Source organism: Methylomonas rosea (assembly GCF_024505055.1).
Taxonomy (GTDB): domain Bacteria; phylum Pseudomonadota; class Gammaproteobacteria; order Methylococcales; family Methylomonadaceae; genus Methylomonas; species Methylomonas rosea.
On record NZ_JANIBL010000040.1, the window covers coordinates 22516 to 45181 of the forward strand.

14 protein-coding genes are annotated in these 22666 nt (G+C 41.6%); 7 read left to right on the top strand and 7 right to left on the bottom strand.

The window, feature by feature from the left end; translation table 11 throughout:
- The first annotated feature begins 158 nt into the window (after nt 1–158).
- From NP589_RS13355 to NP589_RS13380, 6 genes are all read left to right on the top strand, one after another.
- Nucleotides 159–2678, top strand: a complete 2520-nt coding sequence (locus tag NP589_RS13355; protein ID WP_256607445.1) for a DNA phosphorothioation-associated putative methyltransferase — start codon at nt 159–161, stop codon at nt 2676–2678.
- Between the two features lie 379 nt (nt 2679–3057).
- Complete coding sequence (dptF, locus tag NP589_RS13360) at nt 3058–4662, top strand: DNA phosphorothioation-dependent restriction protein DptF (protein ID WP_256607446.1); 1605 nt, start codon at nt 3058–3060, stop codon at nt 4660–4662.
- Nucleotides 4663–4682: 20 nt separating this feature from the next.
- A complete protein-coding gene (gene dptG, locus NP589_RS13365; RefSeq protein WP_256607447.1) occupies nt 4683–5975 on the top strand; it encodes a DNA phosphorothioation-dependent restriction protein DptG in 1293 nt (430 codons plus the stop codon).
- Nucleotides 5956–11031, top strand: coding sequence for a DNA phosphorothioation-dependent restriction protein DptH (gene dptH / locus NP589_RS13370; RefSeq protein WP_256607448.1), 5076 nt, complete (start codon nt 5956–5958; stop codon nt 11029–11031). The genes dptG and dptH overlap by 20 nt, the downstream gene beginning before the upstream one ends.
- 1 nt (nt 11032) lies before the next feature.
- Nucleotides 11033–12721, top strand: a complete 1689-nt coding sequence (locus tag NP589_RS13375) for an ATP-binding protein (protein ID WP_256607449.1) — start codon at nt 11033–11035, stop codon at nt 12719–12721.
- Nucleotides 12718–13185 (top strand): GIY-YIG nuclease family protein, encoded by a 468-nt coding sequence (locus NP589_RS13380; RefSeq protein ID WP_256607450.1) that lies wholly within the window; start codon nt 12718–12720, stop codon nt 13183–13185. The genes NP589_RS13375 and NP589_RS13380 overlap by 4 nt, the downstream gene beginning before the upstream one ends.
- On the opposite strand, the gene dndE is transcribed toward NP589_RS13380, so the two are convergent.
- From dndE to dndB, 4 genes are read right to left on the bottom strand one after another with little or no spacing between them, the layout of a single operon-like run.
- Complete coding sequence (dndE, locus tag NP589_RS13385; protein WP_256607451.1) at nt 13177–13530, bottom strand: DNA sulfur modification protein DndE; 354 nt, start codon at nt 13528–13530, stop codon at nt 13177–13179. The two genes, NP589_RS13380 and dndE, sit on opposite strands and share 9 nt — an antisense overlap.
- Nucleotides 13531–13532: 2 nt before the next feature.
- On the bottom strand, nt 13533–15494 hold the full coding sequence (gene dndD, locus NP589_RS13390) for a DNA sulfur modification protein DndD (RefSeq protein WP_256607452.1): 1962 nt from the start codon (nt 15492–15494) through the stop codon (nt 13533–13535).
- Nucleotides 15484–17163 (bottom strand): DNA phosphorothioation system sulfurtransferase DndC, encoded by a 1680-nt coding sequence (dndC, locus tag NP589_RS13395; protein ID WP_256607453.1) that lies wholly within the window; start codon nt 17161–17163, stop codon nt 15484–15486. Before dndC ends, dndD begins: the two co-directional genes overlap by 11 nt.
- Entirely contained in the window at nt 17141–18232 is a 1092-nt protein-coding gene (dndB, locus tag NP589_RS13400) for a DNA sulfur modification protein DndB (RefSeq protein ID WP_256607454.1), read from the bottom strand. Before dndB ends, dndC begins: the two co-directional genes overlap by 23 nt.
- A 125-nt stretch (nt 18233–18357) precedes the next feature.
- On the opposite strand from dndB, the gene dndA reads away from it, so the two are divergent.
- Nucleotides 18358–19482, top strand: a complete 1125-nt coding sequence (dndA, locus tag NP589_RS13405) for a cysteine desulfurase DndA (RefSeq protein WP_256607455.1) — start codon at nt 18358–18360, stop codon at nt 19480–19482.
- A gap of 556 nt (nt 19483–20038) precedes the next feature.
- Here the strand turns inward: dndA and NP589_RS13410 are convergent.
- From NP589_RS13410 to NP589_RS13420, 3 genes are all read right to left on the bottom strand, one after another.
- Entirely contained in the window at nt 20039–21484 is a 1446-nt protein-coding gene (locus NP589_RS13410; protein WP_256607456.1) for an ATP-binding protein, read from the bottom strand.
- Between the two features lie 109 nt (nt 21485–21593).
- Nucleotides 21594–21794, bottom strand: coding sequence for a DUF7706 family protein (locus NP589_RS13415; RefSeq protein WP_256607457.1), 201 nt, complete (start codon nt 21792–21794; stop codon nt 21594–21596).
- Entirely contained in the window at nt 21791–22462 is a 672-nt protein-coding gene (locus NP589_RS13420; protein WP_256607458.1) for a hypothetical protein, read from the bottom strand. Before NP589_RS13420 ends, NP589_RS13415 begins: the two co-directional genes overlap by 4 nt.
- Between the last annotated feature and the right edge of the window lie 204 nt (nt 22463–22666).

Here is a 22666-nt window from a genome sequence, read left to right on the forward strand (position 1 = left end):
ATACGATAAGCTACACATCTGTAGCAACAGGGTGATAGGTTGTAAAAAGCGGTTAGCAATATTTCAATTATGCGTAAACTGCATATGCCAAGGGAAGGTAAATATTATGGATTAATGGCCAACAACCCTTCAAATAAATTGTAATATGGCTTAAACCTATGCTCGGCAAAAAAGTTCTCAACAATGTTTATTGGCATTACAGTCTAACGGATTCTCAACATTACGAAATACAGCAGACTGTCAAGGCCGCCGAGATTTTGGCTCATTTAAAACTGGGCCTTGATTACAACGTTATCAAGTATGACGGCAAATCAAGCATGCTGTCTTTGCTTTGGTATCCCAATTTCTTCGAAGAGCCATTCCCTGCCTTAGAGACGAGTTTTCGGATTGATCTGACAACGCAAAGAGTCGAAAAGCGCAGTTATCAGACCTCGTTAAATCCGCCGATCTTACATCGCAAGGAATTATTACTGAGCCGCGATGCGCCAAACTATCAGCAATTTACCCAATTAACCGAGACAGCCGAACAACTGGGGCTATTCGACGACAGAATCAGGATTGGCTTCAAACAAGCCTGGGACGCGTTAATCCGCGAAAAAGGTTTTCAAATCATCGATTACCAATTTCTGCCGATTGGCAATGATGAATCCACCGATAGCCTAACATTTGAATCGATTGAAAGCACAAGCATTTCCCGGCACCTGACGGCGCTTTCCCGCAGTAATTTATCCGCGCCGATGCAATGCTTGGCGCGTCACGGATTTTTAGGCGGCTCGCTAACCGTATTCGATTACGGTTGCGGCAAAGGCGACGACATTCGTAATCTTTCGGCAAATGCCATTTCGGTGTCCGGCTGGGACCCGCATTACGCACCGGATCAACCCAAGCAAGCCGCCGACATTGTCAATTTGGGCTTTGTGATCAATGTCATCGAAAACTACCAGGAAAGACTGGAAGCAATGATTGGCGCTTATAACCTGGCTAACCAAGTGCTAGTGGTTTCCGCCATGTTATTCAATCAAAACGCGCTAAAAGGCCAAGCGTTTAACGATGGCGTCGTTACTCAACGCAATACCTTCCAAAAATACTATACCCAAAGCGAACTCAAGGAGTTTTTAACTGAAACGTTAGAGACCGATGCTATTCCTGTCGCTCCCGGCATCTTTTTTGTTTTTAAAAATCAAGATGCCGAACAGCGTTTTCTGCTCGGCCGTCAACGTAGCCAACGCAATGTTTTACGCTTGTCGCATAGATCCGCTTCACCCACAGAGCCAAAACTGTCTCGAAACGAGAAGAAATATCTGGCTTACAATCACCTTATCGATCCACTGTGGCAGAAAATTCTGGAGCTTGGACGGCAACCCGACAAATCGGAAATCGATTCGCTGATGGAACTCACCGAAGCCTTTGGCAACATCAGCAAAGCCATACGCTTTACGCTGGAAAACAACGAAGAAGCGCTATTCGAGCATGCCCGACAAAGCAAAATCGAAGACTTAATCACCTATTTCGCGTTACAGGCCTTTTCCAAACGCAAGCCGTACAAATATTTAGAATCGGGGCTGCAAAAAGACATCAAGACCTTTTTCGGCGATTATCAAAATGCTATCGAAACAGCCAGATCGATTTTGTTCAAAATCAGCAATGCCGAGCTCATTGCCGAAGCCTGTCAACACGCTACAGAGCAAGGTCTAGGATTTCTGGATGAAGGCGAGGCTCTGCATCTGCACACCAGCATGGTTCAGGAACTGCCTGCTTTGCTAAGGATATACATTGGCTGCGCCACAATTTTGTATGGCGATATCGAACAAACGGACTTAATAAAAATTCATATCCAATCCGGCAAATTGAGCCTGATGCGCTACGACGACTTTGCGAATCAAGCCATCCCTCGCTTGCTAGAGCGGGTCAAAATCAATCTGCGAGAACAAACTTTCGATCTATACGAGTACGGCGACGCATTCGAACCCACTAACCTGTATTTAAAATCCCGCTATATCAACGAGGAATTCCCGCACTTCGCCGAGCAGCTAAATTTTGATGAGCAGTTACAAGCATTAAACCAATTTGAATTGAGCGGTTACGGCCCCAAACCCGAAGAGTTTCAGAAAACTTTAGCCCGCGTTCGATGGGTAATTGATGGCTTTGAACTGATTCGTAGTCCTTCAATACCTGATCTCGATGAACAGTGCGGAAGCACTCTGACCTATAGGCAGCTCATCGAATGCGGGGAAACTCAACAATCTACCGGTATCCCCAATCTCCCCAAACAAGCCGATAGCTATAACGCGCTTTACGACCTAGCGGTCAAAATACTCGACCCCGTGATTGATTATTTCGGCATGATCAGGCTGACCTACGGTTTTTGTTCGCATGAATTGGGTAAGCAAATTGACAAACGGGTGGCACCTAAACTCGATCAACATGCCGCGCATGAACTGAACACCAAGAAAAACCACATTTGTCCGCGGCTTGGTGCCGCGGTTGATTTCATTGTCGACGATGAAAACATGCGTGAAGTGGCTGACTGGATTTCAGAAAACATTCCGTTCGACCGTTTATATTTTTATGGTGAAGACCGGCCAATCCACGTCAGTTATGGACCAGAAAATAAAAGGGAATACATAGATTTATTGATAACTAATTCCGGACGGCAAGTGCCGCGAAAGCGAAAATAGACCGCACTCCCTGATTTCCCGCGGTTGATCACAACCGGCAGTACATAAAACCGTAATGCCACTACATGTAGGGGCTACCACTACAACTCCAGGCGAACCAAATAGACATCTCCCCAAACAAGACAACGATGGGACTAGCGCGACTCTGTGGGTGTCGGTATGGTAAATTTATCGCCTATACTGACCGGTTAGCTAGGCTAAGCAATCGAAAATTTATGCCTGAAGCTTGTGAGTACCTCACGGTTTCCGTGCGAAACAGCTCCTTATTGACTCAATTTATAGCAAGCGCATAGTGTGAAGCTTTTGCCCCTTGGCCAAGCGGACACTTAAAATAAGCTACTAGGGACATTAAAAAAGCTTAACAACAAAGGTTTATTCTATGCGACTTCGCGACGTATTAAGTGTTCTTTCGAAATCTTCACCATATGCGGTAAAAACTGATCGTGAGACTGCCTTATCGGACGAGCTCGATAAGGTTAAAGATTATCTCTATATCGAAACAGATATGGAAGCAGATTTTAAAAACCACTTGCAATCTTTGGCTATCGGAAAAAAGATCATTTATTTATGTGGTAGTAGTGGTGATGGAAAATCAGAAATTCTAACTAGATATAGAAAGAATTTCGATAATATTGCTCACTTTCATCTCGATGCCACACATAGCTTCAGTCCAAAAGAAACTGCAATTGAACGATTAAATAAATTGTTTTCTGATTATGAAAACGGTGATAAATCTCTTGTTATTGGCATAAACATAGGAATGCTTGGCAATTATGCTGAAGAAGGTAACTATGAAAATTCGAAAATCGCAATAAGCAATTATCTAAAGTCATCTCGTGAAACCGAAGAGCACATATTCATTGACTTTGAAAAATATCCAAAATTCAAGCTTGAGTCACACCGCTATACTTCTGATTTTACAGAAAAGCTACTTAAGCGTATTACTTCGATCGATAATAATATTATTCGCCAGCATTATGATAAAGAGCTTCAGCATCATGATGCTGACTTGAAGCTATGTATTAATTATTACTTACTCTCATTACCTTCTATACAAAGGATTGTTGTAGAACTACTTTTTAAAGCTCGTTTGATGAAAGATCAGTTTCTAACTGCAAGGGGGCTTCTCGATTTTGTATATCATCTTTTTACTGGCCCCGGCTATCTATTTGATAATATATTTGCAAGTCAGGATAATGAAATTGTATCAAAAATAGCTGATTTTGATCCTGCTTTAAGGAGAACAAAGCTAATTGATCAGTTTGTATTGAGCCAAAAGCTTGGAATCGATGATCCTGATTTCGATGAATTTAGGTTTTCTCCGAATTTGAAAAATTTCGATCTCCACAAGCTAAATTCACCCGAAAGCAATATCCGATTTTTTTACATAATTCAAAACGAGGAGCTTGGTAATAATTACCACAAAAAATTCAAAGCTGATTTCTCAGATGATTTGTTAGATAGGTATGCAACCATATGGCGATTACACAAAATGCCAAAAGAAACGGATAATAAAGCAGAACTAAGACCATTTTATCGAGATATTCTGATGGCGGCAATCAGCAAATACGTCAATAAAAATGCCCCACAACTAGGAAAAGAAGATTTTTTACTAGCATCGCGGGGGCGTTATCTAATAACAGCTCATTTAGACATTAAACCAGATAACGCTGCAATAAAGCGTGAATCAGAAAATGGAATTGAAAATGTAAGCCATTTTTTAGCCTTTTTAAAGGTTAATGGGAAAGCGTTAAAACCTATCCCGATCAATATCAATTTATTGGAACTACTTCTTAGGATTGTGCAAGGCTATCAACCAAATAAGCACGATAAGAATGCCGTTGTATTGTTGGATGAGTTATTAGATAAGTTGCATGAAATTGCATCCAAAGAAAAAACACTATTTATCATAAGCGACCAACAGCGTTTCAATCTGAATGATGTTGAAGGTAATGGCAGTGAATTAGAAGTGAGTGGTGGATAAAAGTGTATTTAAGTAAAGATATGCAAATTACTAATAACAAACTAACCACCTATTTCCCTATCAGGACAAAGGATGAGCGAAAAGAATTTGATTGGGATAATATTTTGGGGGTGGTTGTTACTGATGTATATCGGAAAGAGCTATTAGATAAAGATTTCGACAAGTTCACAGAGCTATGTGAATTGGTGTTTAAGGCGCGATTGGATGATCCTAATTTTTGGAATGTCTTAAAAGAAATGTATTTTGACAGTCCGGATGCATTGAATATGGCGCCAGAGTTTTTATTATTTAAATGCGAGCAAGCTGAAGAAAATAAACATAACCAAAGAGTTGGTAAAATGTTTTCCAATATGTTGGGCAATGTTGGTTTTGTTAGCTTAACTCCTATTACGTTAAATTTTATCGAAAAAATAATATATGACGTATTTCTAAATAAAGCTCTAAAGCCAGAAATTGATATTAAAGCTCGTGATTTAAAAGAAGAGGTGTTTTTGCCATTTATGGCGGATTGCTTTAAGCAAGACTTTAAATTTCTCAGCACCAAACCACGTTATTTGCTCGAGAATTTTAAATCCTTCTTAAAGCTATATGGGTTCCTTTATACCAGCCAAATATCACATAATTTGTTGAGGTGGGATCAGGGAGAGCCAGTGCCCGTACCCAATTATTTGATTTTAGATGTTGAAAAAGCTAGCCAGGAAAGACGTGAAATTCATGATAACGGGTATAAACAGCTCCAGAAGCACGTGCGCTTTTTATTTCCTTATTTATCAATGTCCGAGATGTTACAAGGAAAGACCGACGTAGTGAAACCCTTGTGGGCATTAGCAGAAAGCATTAAGGGATCGAACGAGGCAACAGACGAATTGAACGAATTCGCTTGCCGCTTTGTTGAAGAACGACAGTTAGCAAGAAGCAATGTTCAGAATAAAACGACTGCTAGTGCAGCATTGGCTCAGGTATTGAAATTATCGAAGGATCAATTTGAAACTGGGAACAAAGATAAAGACGACATTAACGCTAACTTTGCCAAAGCAACACTAAAGTCACTGTGTTCTGATTTCATTCAACATCGCGGTGCTGCAGGCGCTACGCTGGTACTAAATCAGGATTATCTATTGCTTCTTACAAATCTTGTAATTGGTGAAAATGAAAAGCTTCGGCTTAACGAGGTAGTTAAAGCGTTTGAGCGTCGCGGAGTCTTTTTTGATAAGCAGAGTCAGGCTGAAGTTGTACAGTTTTATGAGCGCATCGGAAATGTTGAGCGCATGAGTGATAGCGGGGATGCAGTGTATGTCAGAAAAACAGTTTGAAGATTTTCTTGTTGAGCTACTTGAAAAATGGGGTAGTAAGGATGTCAACCCAGGATTCCGTTATCAGTTTAAATCAGCCGATAACAAAAATAGTGAGTCGTTACTTTTGGCTTTGTTAAGGCGGCAGGAAGGCAAAATTCAGGACGGCCCTACGGAGTTACCTTTCATTGAACTCAATGACGTGAAGTTGATTTCGGTGTTGCACAGTAATTCTTTGCATGGGTATACCGAAAACTACATATCTCGTTTACGAGATAAAGTATCGTCTCAGCAGAATGATTTTCAGAACACAGCTTTGTTAGTCATTCATAACAGCATGCTCGATACTATTATTAATTCTGCGGACGATCTCGCGCAAAACGGTTATATCTGGCATCCATCAAGTCTTAAAGCAGAGTTAGAAAAACTCATTGATCCTTTTGGTAAACAACGCCATGTTTCAGCACATTTGCTCAATCTAGTCTACCAGCAGATTATCGACAGCGAAGGCACTGTTTTTGGCTTTAATAATCTTTATAAAGCATTGCTTGATGGCGATTTGAAGTTTTGTGAGTTAGGCCTTTTACTCGATTCAGAGTTAATCAAATTTGATAATGATGCACAAATACAAAAACGGCTAGAAGAGAATAAGCAACTGCATGACCGTATAGCCCAAATCACCGAGCGATTTCCAAATGAACTTGTCGAAAAACTTGCAGAGCTCGATTTTGGTGAGAGTTTTGTCGAAAACAATTTTTCGGATCTAACATCATGGACGAACAACCTAGAATTTACGGCTTGCTATCAGGAACAGGCAAAAAATCGGGCTGCAGGTTTAAGGCTCGAATCTGAAGTATGTCCTCCAGAGATAAATCTAATATCCAGAGATAAAGCGGCTACAAAAGCAGGGAAGCGAGAGCGACATTTAATTCTGAATCTCAGTTCTGGAATTATAGATGCTGAGTTTGAACTGGTATTTATCGGTGCCACAGTAGAAAAAAGCGAAGTTGAGATAAAAGACGCGTCAGAGCCGAAGGTTAGCCTATTCGGTATTAATAACTCGGGTGGTAAGCGAAGCAGAGTTAGGTTTAAGTGTGTACAAGTTATGTCTCCCCTCTACTTCAGCATAAGACTAAGGCGAGAAAAAACTGCAGAGTGTTACAGCTTTAAAGTATTAGTGCTTCCAGCCTGTGACTTTTTAGTATCGGAAATTTCAAATAACTTTTTGGTTATTCCAAAACGTAAAAGCCTTTTGCTTCAAACCGATGAAAACACTTTAAAAATATCAGAAGAAACTGCTGAAGCACATCTTGAGAAGATAGGCCAGACGTTCGAAACAGATAATATCGGTACTGTTAATTTCGAAGTAATGGCTAATGAATCGGCTGAGTTGAGTTTCACGGTTAAAACTCAAAATTTCACACTGGACTTTGAGGTTGAGGGGGCTGTGGCATCAGATGCACTGACACTTCCTCTTTTATTGGATGCTGAACGTTATAACCGATTATTTGATAATACCTATTTTGGCGTTTTTAATCGAGCTAAAAACAAGATAATCCTTGATAACCAAGAAATGGCACCAAAGGCGCGAAGGTTAACTATCTTGCAGTGGGAACACGAACTTGTTAGCGACCAGTTGTTATACCGTCATGATGATCCTGAACGCAATATTTCCACGTCGCACTTAACAACTTTCCCGATACTAAAAGCTGCCTACTGTCGTTTCTTTTTAGAGTTACAGCAACGCAGAACATTACCTTCAATAAGTGGTTGGGATATCGAGTATAAACAGTGTGTAAAAGATGTAGTCACGGCATTTAACGACGCTATAGCTGATATTAGAACCAACGATCTACTGACAAAAGAACAGAAACAGCTAATGTTTTTGGGGTTTGCAGTATTTGATTCAAGTGAATTTATTACGCCATTACATCCTGTTGTACTTGCTTACTACTTGTATTTGGCTGAGAAAATTTCTGAGGACAAGGAAGTAAAGCAAAGCTTTTCAGAATTACCTAAAATCACCAAGGAACGTCTCAATCCACAAGGGTTATTGCCCTATATATATCACCCTAAACATGACTTTAGTTATGTGCAGGTTGAGCGAGAGAACAACTTCTGGTTGCAATTAGTGCCTCAGCAGCAAACAAGTTTCAGCTTTATCCGCAAGCTCGTTTCTGAAAAGGTTGGAGAGTTTCAAACTGCATTTAGCATGTTGTTTAGTTGTGGGCCTAAAGCAAAGTTGCTGATTAACTCAGTTAATAACCATGACAACTCTGATTTATTCATGGGGCTAGTTGATCTCGTTAAACTGTTAAAAGATAAGGTGCCATACATCCATGTGTGCCTATATGACGATAAGCTGGAATATAATGAGTTTGACCGATTTTCTGAGCTTGGAAAACATGATGAAATCAAGCAGCGGTACGAATTGGACAAAGGAAAGGCAAGAGAATATGCAGATCTGGTTGTTGATTTGCTACGAACCCGACTGACATACAGCAAATATGAAAACAGCAAGGTTACCTCGCAACAATATGCTCATATCAGCTTCTTTCGAAATAACCAGCGAGTAGAGCGCACCGATGTTGATCCGGATCAAGAGTTAAGTGGCATAGTGTGCAACGGCTTAATTTCTGGTGAAGCTGCTGCTAATAAGCAGGACTGTTATTTTACCGCATTTGGCTTAAAAGGCGTGGAGATTAAAGATTTGCCACATCTGCGGTTAGCCCAGCAATATAACCGACTCTTGAAGCCAGCGTATAAAGCAAATGAACAACATGGTCACGCCAAGTCGACAGCTTTGGCCGTAAGCGATAACTTCAGATCATTGTTAGAGCGTTCCTATGACAGCTCTATTTGGACCTGTATTATTGATCCTAAAGTCACACTCGATTTCTTCGAGACATCGAAAGATGTTGTCTTGATCCACTATTCTGATAACTACACCAATTCAACGAACTACGATGCAATAACCGTAACCAAACAAACGGACCTTTATCGTAAAGTGCTTGAGCGTGACGAGAAAGGTGGTCACATTGAAGAGTTTAACGCTTTCAATGGCGAGTGGTTGTTGAAGATGATCACTGACCGGGATACAGAGCGAAAGGCTAAGCGCGGCGTTATTGGTGCTTATAAATATGTGAATTGTCTTCTTGCAGGATCTGATATTACCTGGATTCCGCTTTCAATAGCAGAAATGATCCGTGTTGCTGGGAATATCGGTTTAAAGATTAGCGAGTCTGATTTTTCAAGAGCTGTGCAAGGTTATAAGCAAGGCGCTATTTCGGATGACGTGCTTTTTGCTGGTTTTAAAGGAGATAAGCTTTACCTGCTGCCGGTTGAAGTAAAAACTGGAAAGCGTCAAACCCATACTAAAGGGTTCCAACAAGCAAAGGAGCTGAAACGTTATCTTACAGATGACTTACTCGGTAAGGACGACTTGGCTGGAATGCTTTATCGTGGTTTGTTTGCTCGACAAGTATTAATGCAGGTTGAAAAGTACGAGCTCTATAACCTCTACGATACTGGCTATTTCGCCGAGTTGAAAAAAAACCGTGAATGGTGGTTGAAAGGCGAGTATCAAATAGGAACTCTGAAGAATTATCCTGAAGGTTTTTTGTTCGTTAATATTGAAGACGCAACCTTTATTGATGCGAACTTTACAGAAGAGGGAGAGATTTTAAAGATCGAGTTGCCAATAGCTGTTCTCGGAGACCTAATAAGAACTCCATTAAAAAGCATGCTTGCTAATGCTAGAAGTGAAACACTTTTTTATATTCCAGATCAGTATTTATTACTGCCACAAGATGATTTGATACAGGAAGACGAGAACTTTGGTTCAACACATTCAGAAAATGAACCTCAGCTAGCTATTGAGACAACGAATGAAGGGAAACCAATATCAGCTGTTCCTGCATCCATAGCTAACGTAGATGAACCCTTACGAGTTCTGTTTGGGCACGACGCACGTAATGAAAAACCATTATATTGGGAGCCCACCAATACCGCAAAGTTCATGAATACCAATACAGGTATCATCGGTACTATGGGAACTGGTAAAACACAGTTTACTAAGGCAATGGTAGCTCAGCTATATCGTAACCAGCATTACAACGTTAATGCTGCTCCGATTGGCATGTTGATTTTTGATTACAAGTCAGACTACGTTGATGATGCTTTCATCAGCGCGACGAATGCAAAAAAATACAAACTGTTTCAGTTGCCGTATAACCCGCTGAGTCTATTCGGTGATACTCCGATGCTGCCGATTCACACTGCAGCAGGCTTTTCCGAAACCATGGCAAAGGCATATGGTCTGGGGCCAAAACAGCAGCTAAAACTCGAGAATTTGATTCTAGATGCCTACACATCGGCTGGCATTTTACCGGAAAACTCATCGACCTGGGATAGACCTGCTCCTACAATCGAAGACATCTGGGCGTTATTCATTGCGCAGGAAAAAGTCGATGAGGACTCCCTTTATGCTGCCTTGTCAAAATTAGCGAGATTTAAGATTTTTGAATCTATTCCGGAGAAGATGACAAGCCTGTATGAGCTTACTGAAGGAATAACGGTAATTGAGTTGGCGGGCTATCCTTCAGAGATACAAAATTTGGTTGTTGCTCTTACATTAGACCTTTTTTACTCGCAAATGCAGAAGCGAGGCAAGCCAGACGTTAAGGGAGATTTTCGACAAATTACGAAAATGATTCTTGTGGATGAAGCCGACAATTTTATGTCGCAGAATTTCACTAACCTTCGAAAAATTCTCAAAGAAGGCCGCGAGTATGGTGTAGGGGTAGTACTTTCAACACAAGATATTACCCACTTCAAAACGGGCGAAAATAATTATGCGGCCTATGTACTCACTTGGGTCATACACCGAGTAGCACAAATCCGTAACGCCGATATCAAAGCGATCTTTAATATCGATGATAAAAACGAGCAGGAAAATCTAATGGAAACTATCCGTAAATTAGAGAAACACTACAGCTTGTATATCGATGGTGAGAAGAAGCTTACGAAGATGCGTGATAAAGCATTTTGGGAATTAGTACTAAATTCAGAGGATTAACATGTCAGATATAGAAATAAGTTATAACGCGGGTAGAATTTGTGAAGCCATAGCAAAAATAGGGTATGAGCCACATACAGCAATTATGGATATTGTAGATAACTCAGTTACTGCATCTGCAAGAAACGTAATAATTTCTCTAAACTTAGCAGAAGGTAAAAGTTTAAAATCAAGAAATTCTGTAATTAGTTATGTAATTACAGATGATGGTGCTGGAATGGATGATGAAGGCATCAAAAATGCTTTCTCAATTGGATCTGACAAAAGTAAATATAGTGAAAAAAGTCTCTCGAAATATGGAATGGGATTAAAGTCGGCAGGCCTATCTCTAGGTAGTCGTATAGTGATAATTAGCAAAATAGATAATGTCTTATTCGGACCATTTATTTTTGATAGTATAGAAATTAGAAATAAGAATAAGTTCTTTATATCTAAGGGGATAATGGAACACTATTCAAATTTAATTGATACGTATTTCAATAAAACCCCATCAGGTACAACTGTAATCATTGAAGGATGTGAAAATGTTAATCAAGCCTCACCAAAACTGACTACGGAGAAACTTAAAAAAAGGCTTGGTGTTACTTATTTTTCTTTTCTTAAAACAATTGAGCCTTTGAATATTAATCTGCGTATAACCCCACATGGGCAGGATCCTAATAACTCATCGATAATTGCTAAAGACATGCTATTCATAGATAGCGAAGACTTTAAGACGAATTACAATCCTGATAGTTATGATTATGTTAGCCCATATTTAGCTCTAAATGACCCATGGGTTTTGACTGATTTAAAAGGACAAGAACTTCCTCCCATAACTATAAAGGCGGTTGTGTTTCCTCAAGCAACATTAGCAGGAAGTAAGTCACCTTTGCCAAAAGAAAGTAAAAGCAAGATAACTGAATACGAGATATCAAGAGAAAATAAAGGTTTTTTTATATATAGAAACGGACGATTAATTCGATGGGGTGATGATCTTGATGGGGTGATAACCAAAGATGACATCAATCTAAGGATTAGAATGGATTTATCTACGGAGCATGATGATGTGCTTCATGTTGATGTTACGAAACAAAGACTTGAAATTGATGATGAAAATAAGAGTAAGTTACAGGGGATAGTTAACAAAGCACTCATTACTGCGAAAACTGTCAGGAATGATTGTCAAAGTTATCTAAAAAGCACCACAAATGATGAAGGTTTAGCGTTTAACTCAACTGTAGAAAATGTTTCAGAGGATGATCCCGAAGAAATATCATCTGCTGATCCTGAATTTCTAGAGCGAAGAAAATTAAGTGCTGCTGATGGAGAGATTGCAAAGTCGAAACTTGCAGAAGACAACCCTGACAAGGAAAACACTAAGTTTAGAAAAATTATTTACTCCACTAAAATTACATACGGTAAAGTTTGGGAGCCATTTTATGATGCAACAGAGGGTGTCTTTGTTGGAATAAATAAAATTCATCCATACTACACCGAGTTTTTATCTCGATACCAAGAGAATAGTATTGAGAGAATTGTAGCTGAAGCACTTATATTCTCAGTTGGTTTGGCTGAGAGTAACGTTAGAGACCATTTTGTAGATGTTGATAGAGAAACAATAAATCAAATATTTAAGAAGTTTCATAAAAACATAGAAAACTGGCTTGCAGAGTGGTCGACAGATAATATTAACCTGGTTGACGAATGATAAGACATAATGGAATATTGAGCGGTGCGCGTTACTGTTCAAACGTATATTTTATTATCCATAAGGAATATCTATATATTGGGGAAACCGGGTCTCATCCCGCAATTCGATGGGGTTCTCATCTTCAAAAAAACGGCTCGCTTAGAGAGAATATTAGAAGGTTTGATGATGATATTGATGAATCTGAAGATATTTTTTTTGCGAGTTTTTCTGTGTCAATAATTGATAGCGAACACGAAAATATCAGGCGGCTTGCAAGACGCGCTGTTGAGTTTGAGGTTCATAGATGTTTTTACATGCGCTCGTCAGCGTTTAATGAGGACTTACAAATAGTTTCTCGAGCTGACTTCCCGGCAAGACATAGCTTTTCGTTTGATCCAGCTTCATTTGCTTGTGCTATTTTTGATGAAGCATGTCAAAGATACGGTACATGGAAAAGCGAGCGTGTCAGTGGTTCAATTTGAAAAAGTATTGTTTTTAGATAGGCATGAAATTCCTCTGGAAAGATGAATTTTGATAAAATCTAAGAAACTATACTTTTGCTCCGATCCTGTTGGTAATTTTTGGTAGGCTGTAATTAATAGAGTTTTGTAAATCTCAGAATATTCACCTGCAAAAGTCTTCCAGGTCATCTCAACATTACTATCCGAAGGAATGTCTTCCTTCGGAGGTACTGTTGGATCTGCCAACGATGTACATAGTGCCCACCGACAAAGCACGTTCCAATTCTCTATCCCGGTTTTACGTTTAAGGATAATTAGCTGCTGCTTCTGTTTTTCTGATAAGCGAATAATATCGATGCTTTGCATAATTAAAAATATCCCTTAGTAAAGCTAGATGTCTTGGCTTTCTCGTCGTAATTAATATGGTATTCGTTACTTATGGCTGGCTTTAATTGTTCGTAGTATTCGCCGACAATTTCTTCGTCAGTAGAAAGCAAAATAACCTGTTGGCTCGCTTTAGGAAAATAATTATTTACCAAGTTAGTACGGTGTTTTCCATCTAAGCGCCCTAATGGAGTATCGATTACTGTCGGTAACTCTTTGCCTGACGCTTCTGCAAGGCCCCATAAAATGGCTATTGCCAATAACTGGCGCTCACCTGCGGAAAGTTTATTTGGTTCCAGAGGTTGGTTATTTGCGTCAAACAATGTTATTTCAAAACTTACTGGCGAGATACTCAATGCACTTATTAACTGCTCTTTACGACCCAGTGCATCGAACTTCTGTTTGACAAGCATTTCTAATCGCTCAATATTTTCTGCAACCAATTGCTCAGCAAAGCCTTGTAACGTGGTTTTTAGCTTTTTAATGTGTTCACTGACCTGAATAGCGCGTTTTTGCTCAAAGGTGTCTTTATTCTGCTGCGCCAATAAATTGGTATAGCGCTGCGATAAAACATTGCTCTTAGCTTGAGCTTGTTCTAATAACTGCTGTTTCTGCCTTAAACGCACATGCATGTTCTTAAAAGTGGCCTCACATCCGGCCAGTTCAGCAATCAAGTGCCGAACAGAATCGTAATCTGGAATGGTATCAAGTTGTTTCTGCAAAAGAGCTTGCTTCTCGAGCAAATCAGCTTCCGTTTTCTTAAGTTGCTTACGCTGCTTTGACTCCTCTGCTATACGTTCATCTAGCCCATTAAAAATACTTAGGTCAGTATTAAGGTAGCATTCAATATCGGCAAGCTTCTTACGCTCTGTTGCCAATTCCGCCATGGTGCTATTAACCTTTGTGATCGCATCCATTGGTGTGCCAGCTGCCTTAAGGCTTGCCAAAATTTTTGCCTCATACTCACAAATTGCTTTATCGAGTACTTTGGCTTGGTGGGCTTCGGTTTCGAGTTTGATCTTTGTTTTTGTTTGTTCGATGAGTTCTGAAACCAAGCCTAACGGACCAACACCTGCTGCAAGTTTAATCTGTTCAGCTTTATTCAGTTTGAGTTTTGCTTCGACTGATCCTAATTCAAACTTTATTTCGTCGCGCTTTTCAATTAGATGGGCGCCAGCGTTACGAACAGCCTGGCGTGCTTTATTTATTGCGATGTTGGTGTCACTGACCTGTTGCTCTAACTCTGCAATATCTTTTTTTAGATCTGAAATAGTCACATTGTACTGCCCCATCTCGTCTTCGCAGGCGGACACTTTTGCCATTACACTTTGGTCGACATTTCCGCTTCTACGCTTTTTCTCAAGCTGTCCTAGGTCAAGTTGTAATTGACTGAGTAAGTCTAAACCCAACAGATTTTCGATGCCGGTTTTAACTAGCTCAGAAGAACGTTGAGGATGGGCGAGATTTTCAATTTTTTCACCATCGAAAAAGAATAAATCTGACAAAGTAAGAGGAATGAACTCATTTACAAATTCATCCCAATACTGGCTAAGGTGTTCATCATATTCATCGTCGCACCATACTTTTACCTTGTCTTTCGGATCGGTAAAGCCTTTAGCCGTCCAACTACGCTCAACCTTAAATTCGCGTACGGAATTATTTGTCTGGTGTTTAAACGACAATGACAGGCGAACTGGCGCATCATTGTTGGTAAATCGATTTTTGCAACTTGCCAAAAAAGTACCATAAGCAATACCTGCACGGTTCGAACACTTGGCATGCTTGCCATACAACACAAGCTGTAAGGCATCTAGAAACGTAGTTTTACCTCCACCGTTCAGCGCACCAAACAAAACAACAGGCTTTCCATCTTTAACTCGTAAATCAACAACATGTTCACCTTGGTAAATACCGAAGTTTTCGATAATAAGTTCTTCAAAAATCATCGCTGACTTCCTCTGTTTCAATCAGCAATGAGCTGTACCCATGTTCATTAATTGAGCGTGTAATGATGGCTATTTGTTCGCCCAGATTATCTTTATCTTGCGGTGCCAGGCTTGGAGAGTTATCTAGTTGAATTTGCAGTTCATGGCGTTTGCGTTCTAAAGCGAATTTTTTTGCTTCTTCGAGCGAATAGAAAGCGCCTTTTTCTAAGCTTTCGTTGAGTTCATTGGCTAGATTTGCTCGACGCAACTGATTTTTGTGATTATTGGCAATGGCCATAACTGAGCGAATTTGTTGATACATCAATCCATCTGAATCACCATGCTCACTACAATGTAGTTTTAATTTGTTCAATACTTGTTCATTAAGAATTGGGTGGTGAGCCCGTTTTTTCCCAGGATAGGCTTTGCCGAGCACATGCTCATAGATACCAGGCAAACTGTCTTCAACTTCGAGTTTTTCCTCTAGCCATATTCGGCGTATCTCTTCTAATTCTTCCAAAGGAAGTAACTCAAGATTTTTGACTTGGTCTGGCCCAAGCCTTTGGACAGCTTGTTGCGCGGCTAGTACTTTCTTTAACAATTCCTCGCGGAATTGCTGAACATAAGGGCCAGGCACAATATCGGCACCATGTTTTGAGATATGAACGGTGAGTGCACCGTTCATGCGTCGGAAGTCGCGCCGACTCTTATCTCGGCGAAGTTTGTCTAATTTTTTATCTCTATTGGCATCATTAACGTCAATTTCGTTTCGCAGTGCAAGCAAAGGTAGCATCCATTCTTTTTCCTCGTCATTCGCAATCATTGCCGACATTGATTTATCTTCCGAGACCATGGTGCAGACATAGCATCCAAAACGACTATCACCACAACTTTGTGTGCTTTTATCGACAACTAAGGGACATTCACCTCCTTCTGTTGCACCTTGATACATACCCATTAAATCTTGGTTTGTGAAGTTCCAAGGATTTTGTACTGAATTCAGATATACCCATACATCATCATTGGTCCAATTGGCAATCGGTGTGTAGACCCACACCCGATCCAAGCTACCATTGGCAGTTAACCCATCAGCTTTACGGGTATTGGTTTCAATATTCTCGTAATACTCCATTGATGCAGAGCGTGCAGTGCTTTCTGCTTTGCGAGTACCCAGCACTAAAATAGCTTCGCCTCGTTGGTCGACAAGGCTATTTATGAAAGTATTAGAAGGCGATATTTTTAACCGGTCAGTGCACCAACGAAATTTATAGCGTGGGGCTGGATAACCCTTTCCTATTAAGTTAACCCAAAAACGATCTTTCACTGCTGGCGTCAACCTGTGAGGGATAATAGGTAAGCCTTGTTGTTCTGTTGCTTCTTTCATGCGTTCGAGCGACTTCTCTACCCACATAGCAACAAATGGGTTCTCTACCAGTGTATCCGTGCTAATCACATGTACATCTTTGTGGCATTTATCATCTATTTTAAGCTCGAGTAATGCGCACCAGATTAGCTGCAAAATTGCCGTGGAGTCTTTGCCACCACTGTAACCGATCACCCAAGGAATTTGATCAGATAGATATAGCTGTTTAACGTGAGCTTTAGCGCCTTCTATTGTATTTTTTAGGCCTTTATCGCTAAATGCGGAGTAGGCTTTAATTGTTTGCTCACTTGCCATCATTGGATCCATTAAACTTGATTTCTTGTTTTTGTTGCTCCGCTGTAAGGGAAAGCCCTAAATGACGCTTTAGAACATTAACTGTTAGTAATGCAGCAACATTGCTATGATCCATTCTTCCATTGTTATAGCAGCGGCCTTCCCACATTTGTTTGTTCGACCTGTCCCAATCAACCGTTTTTAGTTCGTTTAGAATGGATCGCCAATTTTTATGATTTACTAATAATTCATACCCGAGAATTGCAAAGCTTTTCAAAACAATCGCTCTAAACAACACATAGTGTTTACGATCTTCAGGTTTAATTTGATGACTTTTGGCTTGTTGCCACAATGGTAGATTTTCCGCTAAACAATCCCAAAAGCTTATTGCCTCTTCTGCTTTGTTTTTCCAGTTTTCTGACGTGACATCTTTTACTAGCTCCATATTCGCTGCATATAAGGAGCTGTGCATGAAAAACTTGGATGATCGGGCACTGAGACTGTTATCAGAGAAGTCGATAACACCTTTAAAGAATGCACTTTTATTTGCGACTTCATTTGAGAGCAATTCTTCTGGAGCATCTCCATAAAGCACGGCTGTTGATTTGCTTGCTTTTACCGGGTAAAGATTTAGATCTCTAAATATTTTTTGCCTTTGTTTTAAGTCCTTATTAACAAAGAAAACCACCGAGATAGTTTCATCACCCAAGCTAGGATCTTCTTCGAGAGCTCTGTTAATCGCAGCTGATCGGTGTTGTCCGTCTGTAATATAAAATTCAGCATCATCGTCAACTAAAAGATTACCTATTTTTGAGCCGTGCCCTTCAGAATTTATTGGCTGAAAAGAACAATGCCCTTCAATACATGCTGTTAAAGATGAAAATGCGTAATCAAATCTATTTTGGTGAATGTACTTACTTATTTGTGGAATCCGGCCGAGATTAAGTAACCGTTGAGCTCTATCTTCAGCGCACAATGTTGACTCATCGAAGGTAAATATTTTTTTAAGTCTTTTTAAAGGACACATGACAATAAAATACTCATTGCCCGCTTGTGTGCCTCGGATAGCTGGAAAACTAATTCCGGATACGATATTACTCAAACTCATCACCCTCTATTGCCAATACTTGTTCGAACGAAAACTCTATTTGTTCGTCCGAACAACAGGGGATATACTATCAAAGCTTGCCCACTAAGTCTCTAACTTTGTCGCCTAATCAGACTCCTATGACTATCTACCTTGACTACAACGCTACTACGCCAGTCCTCCCAGAGGTGGCAGATTTAGTTTATAAAATGATGGTTGATGAGTTCGGTAATGCGGGCAGCAGGACCCACGAATTTGGTGTTGCCGCTAAAAGGGCTGTAGAGCTAGCAAGAGAGCGGGTTGCTAATATTGTTGGTGCAGATAAAACAGAGGTGATTTTCACAAGTGGTGCGACAGAGAGCAATAACATTGCGATTTTGGGCTTACGTGAATTCGCCGAGGCGAATGACAAAAAACACATCATCACAACAAAAATAGAGCATAAAGCTGTTCTTGAGCCCGTAAAGTATCTTCAAAAACGGGGGTTTGATGTTACGTATCTCAATGCTGATCAAGGGGGGCTGATTGATATTAATGATTTCAAAGCGGCTTTACGTGATGAAACTTGTTTGGTTTCTATTATGCATGTCAACAATGAGACAGGCTCAATTCAGCCTATTGGCGAGGTTTGTCAGGCTCTTGCTTCGCATGAGGCTTACTTGCATGTGGATGCGGCTCAGAGCTTCGGTAAATACCCCTACGATCTAGATAATCCACGAATTGATTTAATTAGTGTTAGCGGGCATAAATTTTATGCGCCCAAAGGTATAGGCGCACTCATCCTCCGTCGAAGAGGTTTTATTAAGCCACCCCTAATACCAATTTATTTTGGTGGGGGCCAAGAGAAAGGACTTAGGCCTGGTACGTTGGCCGTTCCATTGATTGCTGGTTTTGGATTGGCTTGTGAGTTAGCCCAAAAGAATGCACAAAAGTGGTGCGAGCATTCGGCAGGTTTAAAAGCCAATTTAATGGAAACCTTAAAAGCTTTAAATGCTGAGTTCATTGGTAATCCAGCCTCACCTTATGTTTTGAACTTTTCAGTGCCCGGAGTGAACTCCGAGGCAGTAATGGTAAGATTAAAAGGTATTGCCGCAGTTTCAAATGGTTCAGCCTGTACTTCTAATAGCTATACACCATCTCACGTTCTATCTTCTATGGGGCTAAGCAAAGAGAAAATTGCTGGATCGATCAGGGTTTCATGGAGCCACCTAACGACAACTGTTCCATCGGAAGATATCTGTAGTGCTATTAAAGAACTTTTATGATTTAAAAATAAAAGTCAAAATATCTGACTAATTTAGTTCTGCAGTAAAGCACTTAACACACATCTACGGTTGGCATCGTTTGTTTACAGAAACGGTGTAATAACCGGGCTGTACAAATCCAAAAAAGTTAAACTGTTCAGTTAATTCCATCTCATTTTCAGGCACATGCCAGACACCGCATACAAAGAAGCAACCGGCTTACTATGTAGTTCATCGCAATGATTTAACAGGTATCCTTCGCGGGTTCATGTGCAGGTATGAAAAAATTGGCTTTCATTGAATGAGGGAAGCGCATAGTCAACTATTTATGGAGACTACCTACCCACCCACTCTTCAACGTTTCTCATCGGATTAACAATGGGGGTATTGCTCCAACAGTCGAATCAGTTCGACAAACTCTGCAATTTGCGGCGATGTTTTATAGGTGACAAATTCGCTCGGATTGGTGTAGCTTGTCAATATCGCGAAGATTCCTGGCATCGTTCCATTACAAGTCGGCAACCCTTTGAGTTGACTCGAGCCATGGCCCCTATCAGCCGTTATACGAACTACATCGTTAGTCCGGTTGATTCAGCTCCGCCGCACCCATCCAGTAACATAATAATGGTGCTGGCAGACGCATGATTTGGCTAGCAGTCTCGCCGGTTTGCGGCAGCCCGGTCATCAGGCCGAAGTCAGCTAGCGATTTGGTGACAACATAGCCACGGGCGATTTTCTTTTGCTCGCATAGTTCGATCAAACCTTTCAATTCGCGTGCGCCGGTATGCTGGGCGCGGTATTTTACTTCGAAGGGAATCAATTGCCCGCCAACTTCAGCCACCAAATCGACCTCGCGTTCTTGTTTGCCACGCCAGTAGGTAAATCGCACGTTCTGGGAATAATAACGCGCAAACAGATGTTTAAACACCGCAGTTTCGGTTGCCACGCCCAAGGCGGCAGGATCGTCGATGACGCTTTTGCCCTTGAGCAATACGGCGGGGGCGATGGCGGCATCGGCCAGATAAATTTTGAAACGCCCTTTGAGTACGTCTTTGCCATAACCAAACGGCGGCAGCCGATAGATCAAATGGCAGGCTTCCAGGAGTTCGATGAAATGCTGGGCTGTGGGACGTTTGACTTCCAGATTGCTGGACAAATCGGTGATATTCAGCAAACCGCCGTCGTGCATGCACAGATACAGGAAGGTATGTTCAAGATCGAGAATTCGGCGCACACCGAATAACGCGGTCATATCGCGCTTGAGCGCCTTGTCGATGATGTCTTCGCGTAGCAGGCGCTGAGCCTGGGTAATGCTTTCCACCTGAGCGGTTTGCGGAAAGCCACCGCGAATCAGATATTCGTGAAAATGGCCGACATAGGGCACGGCGATTTCTTGCGCCCGGTAAAACTGCGGCGGTGTCCAATCGAATAGCTCGGTCAGGCTTTTTAGCGGCGGGAGCGGCGGCAGTTGCAGCTGTTTGATTTGCAGATATTCGTAGAATGACAGCGTGGTCAGCCGAATGGTATGCCAACGACCGACGCCGGACTCCTGATCGGCTTCCACCAAGGGCATCGCCGAACCGGTAAACACAATGCGGCGCTGTTTGTTGAAATCGATCTGGTGTTTGACCCAAGTCCCCCAATCACGAATGAATTGGGCTTCGTCGAGGAATAAATATTCCGGGCCGTCCACACGGGGTTCACGTTCACGCCAAGCTTCCAGTACGGCTTCGATACCAGCAAGTTTGAGTATCGGATGGTCGAAGGTGGCATAGAGAATATTGGCGACTGGGATGCCTTGCTTTAACAGCGAGTCGATCTGTTGTTGCAACAGTGTGGTTTTGCCGACCTGGCGCGCACCGGACAACAAGATGGCACGATGGACCGGTGGGTTATTGATCCAACGATTTAACTCGCGCGAAGCAGCCCGCTGCCAATCCGGTAGATCGGCAATAGGTTCACCACGCCACCAGGGATTGAATTGGGCCAATACGGCAATCAGTTCTTCTTTTGAGACTCTCATTAGGCAATATTAGCATTTTACTATTTATATTGTCATGTATAGTTGGCAATAACTGTAATTTTATGTCGAAGACACGGAATTTTGCATGCCCTAGCGCATTATCGGGTTGCTATCTTGGGCCATACCCCAGGCTTCCCAAGGATCTACTCACTTTGGCTGCAGCAGCCAGCATGCGGTACGCTTCCTCATCATCGACAGCATTGCTGCGAAAATCCGAGTAACCAACCCGCTTTAAGAATTGCGCCAAATCCCAAGCTTCCTGATCGGACACCTGAACCAGCAAGCAGACTTCATCCGGTTCGGTTGTCATCTGGCGCCATCATCCGCTAGTTTAATCGAGTCATTTTCATCAGCGACGGATTCTTCTTCCGAAACAGTTTCCGGCTCGACTTGCAGTCCAGATTCCTGCCGTGCCAACCGAACCTCTTCTCCATGTCCCTGCGCATAAGCCGCCCGATGCGCTTGCCGTTCAATGGTGACAATCCGATTGGCCAAGCGCTGTAACCGCTGCTGCCACTGATAGCGGGCTTCGATGCAATGTTTATTGTTGATGACTTGGCACAGCCACAAGGTATCCATGTGGATCATTAATTGATCGAGTAGCCGAATCAATTCGACGAACTGGGCAATCTGCGGCGATGCGATCTTGGCCACAAACTCCCTGGGGTGCGTATAAGTCGGCGTTTCGTCGATTCCGTTGTCGGCTTTGAGTTTTTCCAGACGGGCTTTTTCCTGCTGTAGCTGTTCAGCGCATTCGGCGATCATGCTACTGACAATCGCTTCAATCTCATCGATAGCCTGTTCCTGGCCGACAATGCGCAAAATCACATCGATGGCATATAACGATCTGATCAGCCGATCATAGCTATTGCGAATCACGCGTATGGCTTGTTCACTGTTGACCTTGAACGACCGTTCGAATACCGGCCGACTAATGTTCGGACGTTTGCTTTTTTCTTGATCCGGATTTTCTGCCATGCCAGTGCCTCTACGATAGTTAGTGATCGGCAAATCATACGGCTTCTGTTTTTCCTTCCTGCTCGCGAAAGCTCGCTAATTGTTGAGTTTTCGCGAGCTGGCCTTCAAAAAAATCTGCTCCAATATCTTCGCTTTTCATGATGTGTTTTTCACGTCTTGATCCGGTTCTTGCCGGCGTTCCGTTTTTAAGCGGCGGCGATGGTT

Bases quoted from the DNA above. Each gene is read 5' to 3' on its own strand.
- dptG (WP_256607447.1), top strand. From the start codon at position 4,683: ATGCAAATTACTAATAACAAACTAACCACCTATTTCCCTATCAGGACA.
- dndA (WP_256607455.1), top strand. From the start codon at position 18,358: ATGACTATCTACCTTGACTACAACGCTACTACGCCAGTCCTCCCAGAG.
- NP589_RS13355 (WP_256607445.1), top strand. From the start codon at position 159: ATGCTCGGCAAAAAAGTTCTCAACAATGTTTATTGGCATTACAGTCTA.
- NP589_RS13410 (WP_256607456.1), bottom strand. From the start codon at position 21,484: ATGAGAGTCTCAAAAGAAGAACTGATTGCCGTATTGGCCCAATTCAAT.
- dptF (WP_256607446.1), top strand. From the start codon at position 3,058: ATGCGACTTCGCGACGTATTAAGTGTTCTTTCGAAATCTTCACCATAT.
- dptH (WP_256607448.1), top strand. From the start codon at position 5,956: ATGTCAGAAAAACAGTTTGAAGATTTTCTTGTTGAGCTACTTGAAAAA.
- dndC (WP_256607453.1), bottom strand. From the start codon at position 17,163: ATGGATCCAATGATGGCAAGTGAGCAAACAATTAAAGCCTACTCCGCA.
- NP589_RS13415 (WP_256607457.1), bottom strand. From the start codon at position 21,794: ATGACAACCGAACCGGATGAAGTCTGCTTGCTGGTTCAGGTGTCCGAT.
- NP589_RS13420 (WP_256607458.1), bottom strand. From the start codon at position 22,462: ATGGCAGAAAATCCGGATCAAGAAAAAAGCAAACGTCCGAACATTAGT.
- dndD (WP_256607452.1), bottom strand. From the start codon at position 15,494: ATGATTTTTGAAGAACTTATTATCGAAAACTTCGGTATTTACCAAGGT.
- NP589_RS13380 (WP_256607450.1), top strand. From the start codon at position 12,718: ATGATAAGACATAATGGAATATTGAGCGGTGCGCGTTACTGTTCAAAC.
- dndE (WP_256607451.1), bottom strand. From the start codon at position 13,530: ATGCAAAGCATCGATATTATTCGCTTATCAGAAAAACAGAAGCAGCAG.
- NP589_RS13375 (WP_256607449.1), top strand. From the start codon at position 11,033: ATGTCAGATATAGAAATAAGTTATAACGCGGGTAGAATTTGTGAAGCC.